The organism is Mannheimia haemolytica (genome assembly GCA_900638155.1).
Classification (GTDB): Bacteria; Pseudomonadota; Gammaproteobacteria; order Enterobacterales; family Pasteurellaceae; genus Mannheimia; species Mannheimia glucosida.
Genome location: LR134495.1, coordinates 367,442 through 383,279, shown reverse-complemented (window position 1 = coordinate 383,279; position 15,838 = coordinate 367,442). Strand labels below are relative to the sequence as shown.

13 protein-coding genes are annotated in these 15,838 nt (G+C 41.0%); 5 read left to right on the top strand and 8 right to left on the bottom strand.

Going from position 1 to position 15,838, the window contains the following annotated elements:
• Positions 1–10: 10 nt before the first annotated feature.
• Together EL242_RS02055 and EL242_RS02050 are read right to left on the bottom strand one after the other, a co-directional pair.
• The gene (locus tag EL242_RS02055) at positions 11–1,435 is read right to left on the bottom strand and encodes a multicopper oxidase domain-containing protein (RefSeq protein ID WP_126301310.1); all 1,425 of its coding nucleotides are present in this window, start codon (positions 1,433–1,435) and stop codon (positions 11–13) included.
• A gap of 1 nt (position 1,436) precedes the next feature.
• On the bottom strand, positions 1,437–2,171 hold the full coding sequence (locus EL242_RS02050) for a 1-acylglycerol-3-phosphate O-acyltransferase (protein ID WP_126301309.1): 735 nt from the start codon (positions 2,169–2,171) through the stop codon (positions 1,437–1,439).
• Positions 2,172–2,316: 145 nt separating this feature from the next.
• On the opposite strand from EL242_RS02050, the gene tpx reads away from it, so the two are divergent.
• Positions 2,317–2,814 (top strand): thiol peroxidase, encoded by a 498-nt coding sequence (gene tpx / locus EL242_RS02045; RefSeq protein WP_126301308.1) that lies wholly within the window; start codon positions 2,317–2,319, stop codon positions 2,812–2,814.
• Positions 2,815–2,898: 84 nt separating this feature from the next.
• Here the strand turns inward: tpx and yidC are convergent, their stop codons facing one another.
• From yidC to EL242_RS02030, 3 genes are all read right to left on the bottom strand, one after another.
• Positions 2,899–4,524 (bottom strand): membrane protein insertase YidC, encoded by a 1,626-nt coding sequence (gene yidC, locus EL242_RS02040; RefSeq protein WP_126301307.1) that lies wholly within the window; start codon positions 4,522–4,524, stop codon positions 2,899–2,901.
• 152 nt (positions 4,525–4,676) lie between these two features.
• Positions 4,677–5,102, bottom strand: coding sequence for a hotdog fold thioesterase (locus EL242_RS02035; protein WP_126301306.1), 426 nt, complete (start codon positions 5,100–5,102; stop codon positions 4,677–4,679).
• Between the two features lie 328 nt (positions 5,103–5,430).
• Entirely contained in the window at positions 5,431–8,523 is a 3,093-nt protein-coding gene (locus tag EL242_RS02030; protein WP_126301305.1) for an FAD-binding and (Fe-S)-binding domain-containing protein, read from the bottom strand.
• Positions 8,524–8,940: 417 nt separating this feature from the next.
• On the opposite strand from EL242_RS02030, the gene ompA reads away from it, so the two are divergent.
• Positions 8,941–10,044, top strand: coding sequence for a porin OmpA (ompA, locus tag EL242_RS02025; protein WP_126301304.1), 1,104 nt, complete (start codon positions 8,941–8,943; stop codon positions 10,042–10,044).
• A gap of 65 nt (positions 10,045–10,109) precedes the next feature.
• Here the strand turns inward: ompA and matP are convergent, their stop codons facing one another.
• A complete protein-coding gene (gene matP, locus EL242_RS02020; RefSeq protein ID WP_126301303.1) occupies positions 10,110–10,556 on the bottom strand; it encodes a macrodomain Ter protein MatP in 447 nt (148 codons plus the stop codon).
• Between the two features lie 92 nt (positions 10,557–10,648).
• On the opposite strand from matP, the gene EL242_RS02015 reads away from it, so the two are divergent.
• A complete protein-coding gene (locus EL242_RS02015) occupies positions 10,649–12,286 on the top strand; it encodes an AAA family ATPase (protein ID WP_126301302.1) in 1,638 nt (545 codons plus the stop codon).
• Between the two features lie 112 nt (positions 12,287–12,398).
• Positions 12,399–12,929 (top strand): bifunctional 3-hydroxydecanoyl-ACP dehydratase/trans-2-decenoyl-ACP isomerase, encoded by a 531-nt coding sequence (fabA, locus tag EL242_RS02010; RefSeq protein ID WP_126301301.1) that lies wholly within the window; start codon positions 12,399–12,401, stop codon positions 12,927–12,929.
• A gap of 67 nt (positions 12,930–12,996) precedes the next feature.
• Here the strand turns inward: fabA and rfaD are convergent, their stop codons facing one another.
• The gene (gene rfaD, locus EL242_RS02005) at positions 12,997–13,923 is read right to left on the bottom strand and encodes an ADP-glyceromanno-heptose 6-epimerase (RefSeq protein WP_006248766.1); all 927 of its coding nucleotides are present in this window, start codon (positions 13,921–13,923) and stop codon (positions 12,997–12,999) included.
• Positions 13,924–14,016: 93 nt separating this feature from the next.
• The gene (gene def / locus EL242_RS02000) at positions 14,017–14,529 is read right to left on the bottom strand and encodes a peptide deformylase (RefSeq protein WP_006248765.1); all 513 of its coding nucleotides are present in this window, start codon (positions 14,527–14,529) and stop codon (positions 14,017–14,019) included.
• A gap of 88 nt (positions 14,530–14,617) precedes the next feature.
• On the opposite strand from def, the gene dprA reads away from it, so the two are divergent.
• Positions 14,618–15,766, top strand: coding sequence for a DNA-processing protein DprA (gene dprA / locus EL242_RS01995; protein ID WP_126301300.1), 1,149 nt, complete (start codon positions 14,618–14,620; stop codon positions 15,764–15,766).
• Positions 15,767–15,838: the final 72 nt, after the last annotated feature.

The window sequence follows — 15,838 nt, the reverse complement described above, 5'->3', positions numbered from 1 at the left end:
TATCAGCCGGTTATTGTCCATTTTCAATTACGCTAAATTGACCCATCGTACCTCTATCACGCAGCATAAAATCGCTCACACCAAAGGTAAATGGCAGTTGCTCGGGGGCAGTATTATCAAAGCGAACCAACAGAGTGATTTCTTGCTCCGCCTCAAGCCAAACGGTATCCCGCCAAGCAAGTTGTTTGATAGGGTATTGCTTGCGGTTTTGGGTTTCAATAATGAATTTTGCACCTTGTAGCGTAAATCCGACCGCTTGTGTGCTATGTAAATACCAACGCTCAACGCTGCCTTTTTGCGCGGTAAAATCAATGCGTTTTGGGTCAAACCGCTTTTGGTTGATTAAATAATCAGCCGGACGAATGGCAAAACGTCTCTCTTGGCTGATTTTCAGGTTAAATTCCTCTAAGTTGAAAGCCGGTAAACTCGGTTTATTATTCAATACCGCTGCCATTCCTTCAGGGCGAAGCTCTAAAATCACGTTATCATTTAATTCATCGTTATTGGCAAAGACCTGCCCGATTTTGTAAAAAATATCTCTTTTTTGACCGCTTATCAGCGATACCGCTTTCCCTTCGCTTAAATCGACCAACAGTTCCACTCGTTCACTCGGTGCAAGTTGAACCGATTCGGTTTCAAGTGGCTCTGCCAGCATTCCTAAGCCGGTGGCGATTAGGTGCAACGGCTGCTTGTTATCTAAGCGTAATTCATAAGCACGGGAAAGTGAGGCATTGACGATCCGCAATCTGACCCAGCCACGAGGCACGTTAAAATAAGGGGATTCCTGCCCGTTGACAAATAATCGCTTACCGAAAAAGTGTGGGGTGTTTTTATCTAACACCTGCACGCCGTCTTTGTTGAGAAGCTGGTCTTGCAGAATTAACGGAATATCGTTTACGCCATATTTATTGGGTAAAGCAGCTTTTTTACTCTGTTCATCTTCAATCAGCCATAAACCTGCTAAGCCTCGATATACTTGAAACGCTGAGTTGAGCATCGTATCGGCGTGATACCAACAAGTACAAGCCGGTTGGCTAATAGAAACAATCGGCGACCAACTGCTTTTCGGCTCCAGAGAGCGGTGTACCGAACCAATCATCTCACTCGAGGCTTGCAATCCTTGAATATTCATTGAGATTTTTTGCGGTAAATTATTGAGATAGGTTAATTTAACAAAATCGCCTGATTTCACCCGCACAGTCGGGGCAAGATATTGCCCGTTCACACCCCATACATCAACCAATTTGCCTTTATCAAATTGGGTTTGTGCAGGGCGTAAATCCAACCGAACTGGCTTTCCTCGCCCAATATCCATTAAAGGCGGAATGTTCAGTTGCGGTCGCTCTGCTGCTAATAGCGGTGTTGGCACTGTTGCAAATGCAGCCGCAAGGGCAGAGCCTTGTAAAAATTGGCGTCGGGTGATCTGTTTTTTCATATTAGGCGTTTTTTTCAGTGTTTTCTAACTGTTCGACTTCTTGATTAAGTTGTTCAAATTTTGCCAACATAATTTGATGACACTTTTCCATTAGCTCTTTGACGTTTTCACGCGAATAGCCTGAAGTATCAATCGGATCAAGCATTTCACAGATTACTGTGCCGTTATTTGAGCGGTTTAAATCGACTTTATTGTGTAAATTAGAGCAAACTACCGGCACAATCGGCACGCCAGCAGAAATGGCTAAATGGAATGCACCAGTTTTAAATGGCAGTAAACCACGCCCACGGCTACGAGTGCCTTCTGGGAACATCCACACCGACACATTGCGTTCTTTCACGATTTGCCCTGCTTTATTCATTGTTTCAATCGCACTGGAACGCTTTTCACGGTGAATAAAAATATTGCCGGTTGCCCAGTAAACCAAACCGAAAAACGGAATCCAAATCAGGCTTTTTTTGCCGATACTCACCGTCTTTTCTGCCACCATTGAGGAAATCGTCACCATATCGTAATTGTTTTGATGATTGCCGATATAGACAACCGGATAGTTAATTTCCGGCTTTTTGCGGGTAATTAATTCCAACCCGACTAATTTATGCAAAGCACCAAACCAACGAGCTACCACACCCACGCTACTTGGGTGACGTAAACGCAGTAACGCATAAATAGTGCCAAAAATAGAAATGAAAATAGCGGCAAGGGCAACAATTAAAATACGAAAAATTTTTAACATAATGGAATAACCTTAAAAATAAATTGTCTAGGAGTATAGCAAAATAAGGCTAGTTTCTAAAGGCTATCCGCATTAAATTGATAGTTTCCTATTTTGCAAAAAATCGGTATATTTAAACCGCTTGTTTATTGATAAGGAGAAAAAAATGAGTAAAGTGACTTTAGCAGGAAACCCGATTGATGTTGCAGGCACATTTCCACAAAAAGGCGATGTGGTTGCCGATTTTACTTTAGTCAACAGTGATTTAAGTGATGTTTCGCTTTCCGATTTTGACGGCAAACGTAAAGTGTTAAATATTTTCCCAAGTATTGACACCGGCATTTGTGCCACTTCTGTGCGTGTGTTTAATCAAAAAGCGGCTGATGTAGCGAATACGGTTGTCCTTTGCATTTCAGCGGATTTACCTTTTGCTCAAGCACGTTTCTGTGGAGCGGAAGGGATTGAAAATGCCAAAGTGTTATCCAGTTTCCGTCATCGTGATTTACACAACAAACTGGGGGTAGATATTATTTCAGGTCCGTTGGCAGGCTTAACCTCACGTTCAGTAATTGTGTTAGATGAAAACAACAAGGTATTACACAGCGAATTAGTGCCGGAAATTAAACAAGAGCCGGATTATGAGGCGGCGTTAGCGGTATTATAATTTGCAGAATTATGCTGGAAAATAACCGCTTGTAAAGCAACAAAAAGCCCGTTGATTCAATTCAACGGGCTTTGTTTTTAGTGATTATTTCTTACGAGAGTGTAAGCCTTTTTTCTCAAGGTTACGGTAAATCAACCATTGCTGTGCAATCGTAATTAAGTTTGAGGTTAACCAGTAAAGCACTAAGCCTGATGGGAACCATAAGAAGAACACGGTAAAGATAACCGGCATAAAGGTCATTACTTTTTGTTGTACCGGGTCAGCTACCGGTGTTGGTGACATTTTTTGTAACAAGAACATCGAGCCACCCATTAATAAAGGCAGAATGTAGTATGGGTCTTGTGCCGATAAGTCTTGAATCCAGCCGAAGAACGGGGCGTGGCGTAATTCTACCGCTTCCATAAATGTCCAATATAAAGCAATGAAAATCGGCATTTGGATTAGGATTGGTAAGCAGCCACCCATTGGGTTCACTTTTTCTTCTTTGTAGAGCTTCATCATCTCTTGGCTCATACGTTGACGGTCGTCGCCGAAACGTTCACGCATTTCAGTAATACGAGGCTGTAACATACGCATTTTTGCCATTGAGGTGTATTGTGCTTTGGTTAATGGGTAAAGAAGGGTTTTCACCACAATCGTCACTCCGATAATTGCCAAGCCCCAGTTGCCAACAACTTTTTGGATTGCAGTCAGTAACCAGAAAAGCGGTTTGGCAATAAACCACGCCCAGCCGTAATCTACGGTTAAATCAAGGTTATTTGCCGCATCAGCCATTTCTTTCTGATCTTTAGAACCTGTCCAAAGTTTGCTGCTTAAATTCGCTTCCGAGTTTGGAGCAACAGTAGTTAACGGACCGCGATAACCGATAGTCGCTACACCATTATTGGTGCGTGAATAAAGGTTGTTATCCGAATCTTGGTTTGGTACCCAAGCAGACACGAAATAGTGTTGTAATACCGCAATCCAACCGGCTTTGGTGTCCACGCTTAAGTTGGCTTTTTCCATATCTTGGAAGCTGTATTTTTTGTAGTTGGTTTCTGAAGAAGAGTAAGCACCACCTGTATAAGTTGGCATTGTTAAGCTACCTGAACTTTCAATCACAGAGTGTTTGAGCTGTCCGTAAGGCTGAACTTCAATCGATTGTGCAGTGTTATTTTTGATATTGAAGTTTACTCCAACATCATAGCTGCCACGTTTTAGGGTGAAAGTTTTGGTGTAAACCACACCCTCTTTTTCAAAGGTTAATGGTACAGAAATTTCATTTTGACCTTCGGCTAATTTGAAACTCTCCGCAGTCACCGCATATTGTGGACGACCGGCATTGGTATCAATCCCGTTTTTACCCACTAAACCGCTTTGAGCAACGTAGATTTTACCGCCGTCTTGCTGTAATAGTTTAAATGGCGTGTTAGAGTGCAATTCAGCATTATGTTTTAACAAATCTGAACCGATGACATCACCGCCTAAGGTATCAATAGTCAGACGTAATACATCGCTTTCCACGGTAATGGTTTTACCTTGCGTGATGCTATCTGCGATTGGATTATTGGCATTGGAAGCAGACGGAACATCACCCGCTTGTTGGGTTTGTGCTGCCACTTGAGCTTGTTTTTGTGCTTGAATTTCAGGATCAAAATCTTGTTGCCATTGTGTAAAAATCAAAATAGACACAAGAAATAAACCCATTAGCAGTAAGCCACGATTATTCATGTTGGAATTCTCTTGTTAGTAATGGATAAAAAGAAAGGTATTTTATAATAGGTTAGCGGGTTTTCCAAACGCCTTTTATGAACAAGCGGTCGGATTTTCCAAGTTTTTTGCAAAATTTTTGGAGAATTTGACCGCTTGTAGTGAATAAGAAACTACCGTTTATCTAAGGTTTTGGTGGAAAGGCGAGCCACTGCACACAAGTTACCTTGTTCGTCTTTAATGTCGATATTCCAGACCTGTACTTCACGCCCTAATTTCAGCGGTGTAGCTTTGGCAATCGCTTTTGTGCCTGCCGGAATTGATTTTAAATGGCTGATGTTTAGCTCCATTCCCACCGCAATTTGATGGGACTCACACACCATTAACGCCCCTGCATTGGCAGTAGTTTCCGCGAGTGCTGCCGATACACCGCCGTGCAATACGCCAAACGGCTGTTGAGTGCGTTCGTCCACCCGAAGCTGTGCTTCAATCCAATCTTCACCGATAGCGGTAAATTCAATCCCTAAGTGTGACACCGCCGATTTTTGGCTGAGTGTGTTTAATTGTTCACAAGTTGCGGTTTGTTTCCAAATGGTCATTATTATTTCCTGTCTAATAAAAAAGCTGTCTATTTAGACAGCTTTCATTATCTCTTTGAGCGAAACATACTACGCCAATAGTACATTATTTGATCGCCCATATTACCTTAAGTCATATAGCACTAAGGAGGTGATTTATGTGAAAAAATCAGAAATTTTATTTCTGGTTGCGTTACTATTTTTAATAGTAACGTCCGCTAGCATTAAAGTACTCAGCATACTCGATGTGCTAGTTCGGTTATTCGCAAGATAACCTAAAATCAGACAGAGGCAGGCTGGTTACCTGCCTCACTTTTTATTCTAAGTCCTTTCTGTTGATATTTCAACCTTAAATCACTTCCAGCAATGCCTGAACAGGGTGCTTAATGGCTTGTTGTTCAAATCGTTTGACTTGAGAGCGACAAGAGTAGCCTGTGGCTAAACAGCGTTCAAGCGGTTTGCCGTGGATTTTTTGTTGCCACGACTGCTCGTAAATCGCTTTTGACATCGCAAGATGTTTGGTTTCGTGTCCGAATGTGCCTGCCATTCCGCAGCAGCCGACCGTTTCGGTTACTAATGTTTCGCCAAAATGGGCAAAAATAGCTTGCCACTCTTTAGGCGAGCTAGGGAGTGCGGTAGATTCAGTACAATGGGAGAATAAATGCCATTGCAAGCGGTTGGAATTTGCCGATTTTTTGCAATTTTCCAGCTCGCCGTTTTTAATCGCTTCCTTTAACCATTCGTGTGCCAATAAGACTTTGAAATCGCCCCGAGCTTCTTTGAGGATCTCTTTGTATTCTTCACGATAAAGCAAAGTTAAGGCAGGATCGACTGCCACCATCGGTAGCCCCAATTTCGCCACACGATTTAAAAAATCGGCTTGGTTTTTCGCCGTTTTTGCAAATTTATGCAAAAAGCCTTTAACGTGTTGTGCTTTACCGCTTGGCTTGAATGGCAGCACAATCGGCTTAAAGCCTAATTTTTGTATAAGAGCAACAAAGTCTGCCACCACTTTGGCATCGTAGTAAGAGGTGAATGGATCTTGCACAATCAACAAGGTTTTGCAATTTTTTGCAGAGAAATCACCGCTTGCAGCTTGTTGTTCAAGGCTTTCTAGGCTCTCGCCTTGATAGCCGATTTCCACCAACTGATGTTGCAGATTTGGCACTGATAATGCTGGCAAATAGGTCATTCCAATAGTTTTGTTTGCAGCTTTTTCAGCGAAGGTTGAAGTGCTGAAAAAATTGAAAAAACGTGGTTGTTTCGCCATTAACGGGGCGATAAATTCTAAGTTTGAGACCACATAATCTTTCAGTGGTCGCAAATAGCGGCTGTGGTAAAGCTCGTTAAATTGCGATCTGAACGTCGGTACGTCAATTTTAATCGGGCATTGGCTGGCACAGGCTTTGCAGGCAAGGCAGGTGTCCATCGCCGCTTTGACTTCGTGTGAAAAATCATACTCTTTGTTTTTATTGAGCGTGTTGCGAATTTTTGCAACAAAATCAGCTAATTTGACCGCTTGTTTCTGCGGTTTGAAGATCAAATCGTCGGGCGAAACATTTTGTTCGGCAAGCAATCTGAGCCATTCACGCACAAGCGTTGCCCGCCCTTTCGGTGAGTAAAGACGATTGCCCGAGACTTTCATTGAGGGGCACATCGTGCTGTGAACATCAAAGTTAAAGCATAAGCCGTTGCCGTTACAATTCATTGCTCCTTTAAATTCTTCTCGCATTTGGATTGGAATTTGGCGGTCAAAATCGGCTCGCATTTGGGAATCAATCGGGTAGAGCGAGGCTTTGCTTTCTAATGGCGTACAAATTTTACCCGGATTCAAGCGGTTGTGCGGGTCAAATAAGGTTTTGATGTAGCGGAGTTCTTGCCACAAAGTTTCGCCAAAGAAACGTTCGCCGTAGTAAGAACGCATTCCTTTGCCGTGTTCGCCCCAAATCAAGCCACCGTATTTGGCGGTGAGTTCGACTACTTGGTCGGAAATTTGCTTAAAGGTTTCCACTTGGGCTTTGTCGCATAAATCAAGAGCAGGGCGAACGTGTAGCACGCCGGCATCAACGTGTCCGAACATTCCGTAAGGCAAATTATAGCGATCTAATAAAGCTCGAAATTCCGCAATGTAATCGGCAAGGTTTTCCGGTGGCACGGCGGTATCTTCTACAAAGGCGATTGGTTTTGCCCAGCCTTTGGCATTGCCAAGCAAACCCACGGCTTTTTTCCGCATTGCGTAGATTTTCTCAATAGAATTTACATCACTTGTGAGTTGATAGCCGATAATCCCACCTTCTCCTTTCGCTATTTTTTGATCGAGGCTTTGGCAGAGTGCTTTCACTTGGGGTTCAATTTGAGCCTGATCGCTTGAGGCATATTCAACAATGTTAATCCCTAAAATCGGGTTGGCTGGATCTTCGGTTAATAAATCTGACACCGAATGCCAGACGATATCTTGCTTGGCAAGATTGAGCACTTTGGAATCTACCGTTTCCACCGATAAGGCTTTTGCCTCTAACATAAAAGGAGCGGAGCGTAGGGCAGCGTCAAAGGAGTTATATTTTATATTAATTAAAGTGCGATATTTGGGAATCGGCAGTAAATTCAGTTTGGCTTCGCAAATAAAGGCAAGCGAACCTTCAGAACCGGTTAAAATACGGGTAAGGTTAAATTCGCTTTCATCATGGTTAAACACATTTTTTAAATCATAGCCGGTAATAAAACGGTTAAGCTGGGGGAGTTCGCTCAGCACTTTGGGGCGTAATGTTTTGCAACGGTTGAAAATTTCTCGGTGCAAGGTTTTGCCGAGAGCGGAGAGGTTCAATTCTTCGATGTTTGCAAAAAAATCAGCAGATTTGACCGCTTGTGTCTCTAAAATATCGCCGTTAATAAGCACAGATTTGATGGCGAGAATGTGATCCGAGGTTTTACCATATTGCAAAGAGCCTTGCCCTGAAGCATCGGTGTTGATCATTCCGCCTAAAGTCGCTCTGTTACTGGTAGAAAGTTCGGGGGAAAAGAACAGCCCGTGTGGCTTTAAAAATTGATTGAGTTGGTCTTTCACCACACCTGCCTGCACCCGCACCCAACGCTCTTCCACATTCAGTTCCAAAATCTGATTCATATGGCGGGAGAGATCAACAATAATATTATTGTTAAGAGACTGCCCGTTAGTTCCTGTACCGCCACCTCTTGGAGTAAAGGTTAAATGTTGATATGTCGGCTTTTGGGCAAGTTTGGTCAAAATGATGACATCGGAAACGGATTTCGGAAACAGAATAGCCTGTGGAATTTGCTGATATACACTGTTGTCTGTTGCGAGCGAAAGTCTATCTGCATAATGTGATGCGATTTCCCCACTAAAATGCTGATTGACGAGTTCGGTTAAATAGGATTGGGTGGTTTTATCCAGTTGCGGTACTTCAGAAAGTCTAGGTATCATAGTTGTGTTTAGTTTTTATAATGAAAGCATTAAATTTTGTTTATCTTAGCAAGATTTAGGGAAATTGGGAATGGAAGGAGGGTTGATTAAAATATGTTCAAAAACCAATTATTTGTGCAAAAAATATTCAAATTTATACATTTCTATACATTTCATTAGGAAAAAACGATTGATTTTTCGAAAATGAAACCACATAATGACAATATTCTTGCTCAATCTAAATTAGAACAAGAATGTTACTCAGAAGATAAATTTTATACAAAAAAGTTCTGTTTTTAGATAAATTTTTGTATAATAGCTTCTGACATTAGCTATCTTGCTTCTTAATTGTTGAAGCATAAAGTTAAAGTTTTAATACTTTTTGTGGGTATTAAGAATTTATTTTAATCGATGACAATATTTAAGAGGATCATCAAAATGAAAAAAACATTAGTTGCATTAGCAGTATTATCAGCAGCTGCAGTAGCTCAAGCAGCTCCACAAGCTAACACTTTCTATGCAGGTGCTAAAGCTGGTTGGGCATCATTCCACGACGGTTTAACTCAATTTGACCACAAAGATGGTGGTGAATTCGGTATTAACCGTAACTCTGTAACTTACGGTGTATTCGGTGGTTACCAAATCTTAAACCAAAACAACTTTGGTTTAGCGACAGAATTAGGTTATGATTATTTTGGTCGTGTTCGCGGTAACAAAACTTTTGAAGGTGAAAATTCAGATAAACGTGCAGCCAAACATTCAGCTCACGGTGCTCACTTAAGCTTAAAACCAAGCTACGAAGTTGTTCCTAACTTAGATGTTTACGGTAAAGTAGGTGTTGCATTAGTTCGTAACGATTACTACGTACAACAAAATGTAGCTAAAGATTCACGCATTAAAGCTCACAACTTAAAACCTTCTCTATTATTAGGTGCTGGTCTTGAGTATGCAATTACTCCTGAATTAGCTGCTCGTGTTGAATATCAATACTTAAACCGTGTTGGTAACTTAGATAAGGCAGCTCGTAAAACAGCTAATATCGAGGGTACAAACTTCCAATACAGCCCAGATATCCACTCTGTATCTGCAGGTTTATCATACCGTTTCGGTCAAGGTGCAGCACCAGTTGAAGCACCAGAAGTTGTAACTAAAAACTTCGCATTCAGCTCTGATGTTTTATTTGATTTCGGTAAATCAAGCTTAAAACCGGCAGCAGCAACTTCTTTAGATGCAGCACACGCTGAAATCAGCAACTTAGGCTTAGCAAACCCAGCTATCCAAGTTAATGGTTACACAGACCGTATCGGTAAAGAAGCATCTAACTTAAAACTTTCACAACGTCGTGCTGAAACAGTAGCTAACTACATCGTTTCTAAAGGTACTAACCCAGCTAATGTAACAGCTGTAGGTTACGGTGAAGCAAACCCAGTAACTGGTCATACATGTGATGCAGTTAAAGGTCGTAAAGCATTAATCGCTTGCTTAGCACCAGATCGTCGTGTTGAAATCCAAGTTCAAGGTTCAAAAGAAGTAACTATGTAATATAGTTATTCAGTTGAAAAATTGAATCAAAAAAAGCCCGCTTGTTAGTGGGCTTTTTTCTTTTTTTATTTCAGTAAATCTTTTAAACTTGATTTCATTTTAGCAACTTGCTCTAAGTAAAGTTGTTTATTTTCGAGTTCATCGGTTAATTTGACAATAGCTTCAGAAAGCGTTAGTTTTTGGCTTTTTGCATATTTAGAGAGCCTTAACCAGCTCGAATACTCTAAATCAATGGATTTTTTCTTGGTTGTTTGCTTTTCAGCATTAAAGAAGCGTTTGCGTTTGGCGCGTACTGATTGGCGCATTTTCTTACGTTGCTCAGGTGTCATTTCCGACTTAATCCATTTTTCCACTTCGTCCGGAGAGTCTTGCAAAGTAGAGAGGAACTGAACTTTTAAATCGATCAAGCTTTGTTCTTCATGCTTAGTAATATTTTCTCCTTCACGATGTTTTTTTAGGAGATATTGCCATTTCCAAGTTGTTTCTTGGGTGATGAGTTTCTGATATCGCATAATCTGAATATGATAGGAAAAAGTAAGCTATATTTAGCAAGTATAGCGGAATTTTGTATAATAAACCAAATTTTCAATAATGAGGCAGATTTGTGACCCTTTCTTTACTTAGTAGCCAAAAATTAGTAATGCAAAATGATTTCTCTCGTTTAGATGAGAAATTGAATTTTTTAGATTTTCAACCTCAAGCAAAACAAGCGTTAAATCAATTTTTACAATCTCAGTCTGGTGCTTTATTAGTCTTAAAATCTGAGCTTTTTCCGGAATTTATCAATGAAATCACGGAATATCTGAAAAAATATAGTGTAGATCTGCCGATTATTAGCAAAATGGATTTCAATAAAAATAGTCTATTTGGTTATTCTGTGTTTTTGGAAAGAGAGCTGAAAACAGAATATGTTAAAGGTGCAATTCACGAGGCAGATAAGGGAATTTTAATTGTTAATATCCGTTCGCTCTTATTGGATATTACCCAATGGGATAAGCTAAAACAGGCATTATTATTTGGTGAATATGAGCCAAATTCTGTTAATCACTCACCCTATTTATCGGCTAAAGAGAAATCAACATTTAAATTGATTTTAGTAGGGGAAAGAGAAGATATTTCTACTTTATCTGCTTATGATGATGGGTTGTATCAATTTGGGCAATATACCGAAATAAAATCCTACTTATCATTATCGGATAATGTGGAGCAGTGGGGAGGTTATGTTCAGAATTATGCTGAGAATCTCATCAATAAGCGATTAACTTCCACAGCGCTTAATCAATTTTTACAGGCCTATATACGTGAAAGTGAAAGCCGAGAGTTGGTGTCTATTTCCCCTACATTATTGAGAAAACATTTATTAGGAATTCAAAATTTTTACCCAAATGTGACCGAAATTGACGAGGTAAAAGGTTATTTTGATTATTTAGAACAGCAATCATCGATATTAAATCAATATACGGTGGGTGATATTCTGACTAATCAACTTTATATTGAAACCGAAGGAGAGGAAATTGGGCAGATCAATGGCTTATCGGTCATTGAGTTTGAAGGCATTCCGCATAGTTTTGGCGAGCCCTTACGCATAAGTTGTAATGTACAATATGGTGATGGCGAAATTACAGATATTGAGCGTAAAGTGGAGCTAGGGGGAAATATCCACTCCAAAGGTATTATTATCGCTCAATCTTGTTTAGCGAATCTGTTAGAACTACCAACCCAGTTACCGTTTTCAGCTTCGATTGCTTTTGAACAATCCTATGGTGAAATTGATGGGGATAGTTCTTCTCTTGCGATTTTCAATGTACTAGTGAGTGCCTTAGCTAAAGTTGGCTTGCCACAATCTATTGCGGTGACAGGTGCTATCGATCAATTTGGGAATGTGCTAAGCGTGGGCGGGGTAAATCAGAAAATTGAAGGCTTCTTTAATATTTGTCATGCTCGCCAATTAACGGGGAAACAAGGTGTGATTATTCCGGCAGCCTGTGTTAGCCATTTGAGTTTAAGTTCAGAAGTTGTTGAGGCAGTGGAGCAAGGTCTATTTAAAATTTGGACGGTGGAAAATGTGTTTGATGCCATAGCGATTCTGTTTGAGCGGGATTTTTATGATGATGAGAAAGCCCCTAACCCAGCCCAAACAGCATTATTTACCTTGATTCACCAGAATCTAGATGAGCGGGAAAGTGAAGAAACAAGCGGTTCATTTTTAAGCAAAATTTGCAAAAAGATAAAGCTAGACTGATCCGACAAGTCAGCTTACAACTGTTCACTGAATTAAAAGTCTGTTACTATCAGCCTGATTTATCAGTTATTGATATAACAGGCTTTTTTTACTTTACAGGATTTTAAAAATAATGAACAGTTGTACACCAATCATCAAACCAAGCTATACTTACGAAGAGCTTTTGCTATCAGGCAAAGGTCAATTATTCGGTGAAAAAGGGCCTCAATTACCGGCTCCACCAATGTTAATGATGGATCGAATCATTGAAATGAGCCAAGAAAAAGGCAATTTTGAAAAAGGGTATATTGAAGCTGAGTTTGATATTAAACCGGATTTATGGTTTTTTAACTGTCATTTTATTAACGATCCTGTAATGCCGGGTTGCTTAGGCTTAGATGCGATGTGGCAACTGGTTGGTTTTTATCTCGGCTGGATTGGTGGCGAAGGCAAAGGACGTGCATTGGGCGTAGGTGAAGTAAAATTCACCGGGCAAATTTTACCGACAGCAAAAAAAGTGACTTACCGTATTCATATGAAACGAGTGGTCAATCGTAAGTTAGTGATGGGTGTTGCTGATGGTGAAGTCGAAGTAGATGGGCGAGTGATCTATACTGCTACTGATTTAAAAGTAGGCTTATTCCAAGATACGACAGCATTCTAATCCTTATAACCTTATAACAAAAAGAGCTACATTTCGTAGCTCTTTCTGCTTTTTTAACAACGTTTGATTAGCGATTCAACCACGCCATATATTCCGCTGTTCCTTCAGCAACGGTTTTAAATGTGCCTGTGTAGCCAGCGGCTCTTAGGTTGGTTAAGTCCGCTTGAGTGAACGTTTGGTAGCGGGATTTTAAATGATCCGGGAATGGGATGGTTTCAATTTCGCCTTTGCCGTGGTATTTGATAACCGCATTCGCAACTTCTTGGAAAGATTCCGCTTTTCCGGTGCCGAGGTTGAAAATGCCAGAAATGCTGTTTTGCCACGCCCAAAGATTCACTTTTGCCACATCTTCCACATAAACAAAATCACGCAAGAACTGCTCTGAACCGGCAAATAGTTTTGGATTTTCCCCTTTCAACATTTGGTTGTTTAAGTGGAACGCAACACTTGCCATTGATCCTTTGTGTTGCTCACGAGGGCCATATACATTGAAATATTTAAAACCACAAACTGGCGATTCTGCCTCAGGCAAAATACGGCGGACATATTCATCAAATAGGAATTTAGAGTAGCCATAAGCATTTAATGGGCCTTCAAACTCCCGTTTCTCGATAAAATTATCCGAGCGTCCGCCATAGGTTGCCGCACTTGAGGCATAGAAGAAAGGAATTTGGCGATCTAAACAAAAATGCAATAACTCTTTTGAATATTCGTAGTTATTTTGCATTAAGTATTTGCCGTCCCATTCGGTGGTTGCCGAGCAAGCTCCTTGATGGAAAACCGCATCAATCTCACCAAAATCATCGCCGGCGATAATAGAGGCGATGAAATCCTCTTTATCGCAATAATCCGCAATATCTAAGTCCACTAAGTTGATAAATTTTTCCCCGTTTTTGAGGTTATCTACTACTAAAATATCTTTGCGACCGATTTCATTTAAGGCTTTAACAATGTTACTGCCAATCATACCTGCGCCGCCGGTGACGATAATCATATTTTTATCCTTTCTAAAGTTGAACTGTGGTTATTATCGTGTCATCACACTTAATTTGCAAATTTTTAAGCCATTTTAACCGCTTGTGCCTGGTTATTTCGCTCGTGCAATTTGCTTTTTCAATTTTTGCATTTTTTCTTTGATGCGTTGGCGTTTTAAATTGGAGATGTGGTCAACAAAAAGCACGCCGTTTAAGTGGTCGATTTCGTGTTGAATACAAATCGCAAATAAATCATCGGCATCAATGATAATTTCTTCGCCTTGGCGGTTAAGGGCTTTGACTTTCACTTTCTCTTTGCGTGGCACTAAGGCACGATGCCCGGGAATGGAGAGGCAACCCTCCTCAATGCCGGTTTCACCGCTACTTTCTAAAATTTCAGGGTTAATCAACACCACTTGATTGGTTTTGTCGCCCTCAATATCAATAGTAATAACACGCTTAAGTACGCCCACTTGCGGTGCAGCTAAGCCGATACCTTCGTGTTCGTACATTGTTTCAAACATATCATCGATAAAACGATTCAGTGCTTCGTCCACCTGTTCCACCGGTTCACACACGGTTGCCAGTTTCTCATCGGGGTAAAGCACAACATCTAATATAGCCATTTTTGTGATCTCTCTCGAAAAGTTTAAAAAATTCGTTTGGCTATTCTAAACGTTTTCTTATTATTAGGGAAATTTTGAGGGTGAAAAAATGGCATATCAGTATGATTTATTGCGTTTGTTGCAGGTTCCGCAAATTGGTCCGCAGCGAATCGGACGGTTATTGGCGGAGTTGGATTTTGCCGAATTTTGTGCCTACGATAAAACACAGTTAAGGCAGATGGGCTGGAATGAAAAGCAGATTCAGCGTTGGTTTAATCCGGATAAAAATTGGATTGAGCAGGCACTAACTTGGGCGGAGCAGCCGAATCAGCAAATCCTGAGTTTATTTGATAAAGCTTACCCTTTCTTGTTGCGGCAAATTTCCACCGCTCCACCGATTTTATTTGTAAAGGGTAATGTCGAAAGCCTTGCTTTACCGCAAATTGCGATTGTCGGCAGTCGGGATTATTCGCCCTACGGGGAATATTGGGCGGGGCAATTTGCCGCTGACTTGGTGAAGCACAATATAGCGGTGACCAGCGGTTTGGCGATTGGTATTGACGGTTTTGCACATAAAAAAGTAGTGGAACATCAAGGGGTTACGATTGCCGTGTTAGGCAGCGGATTAAACCGGATTTATCCTGCCCGCCATCAAAAACTGGCAAAGCAAATTATCGAGTTAGGCGGTGCGTTGGTGTCTGAATTTTCGCCTAATCAGCCCCCGATTGCTGAAAATTTCCCACGTCGAAACCGCATAATCAGCGGTTTATCGCTCGGTACTTTGGTGATTGAAGCAACTATCAATAGTGGCTCATTAATTACCGCTCGCTATGCCCTTGAACAAGGTCGGGAAGTGTTTGCGTTACCGAATGCGGTACAAAACCCTTACGCACAAGGTTGCCACAAGCTGATTAAAGAAGGAGCATTGCTCGTGGAGTGTGTGGAGGATATGTTAGAGGCGGTCGCCTCGCAATATCAACCTCAGCAAATCCCTTTGTTTGATGAGCCTAAACCAGCAGTAAGCACCTCTTTACAAGCGGTCAAAAACAGCGAAAAATTTGCAAAAAATCTGCCAAATCTGACCGCTTGCCAGCAGCAAATTTATCAGCATATCAGCTTAGAGCCGATGGCGATTGATGATTTAGCCAAAGCCACAAGCTTGACGATTGAAACATTACTGGTCGAATTGCTGGGGCTGGAATTAGCCGGTGTGATTAAACAAGTGAGTGGGGGGTATGTGATGGATAATGGGTATTGAACAAGAGCGTTGTCGCTTAACCAAACAAAATTCCCTACCATCAATAAATGGTAGGGAAGATTCCTCGCAGGT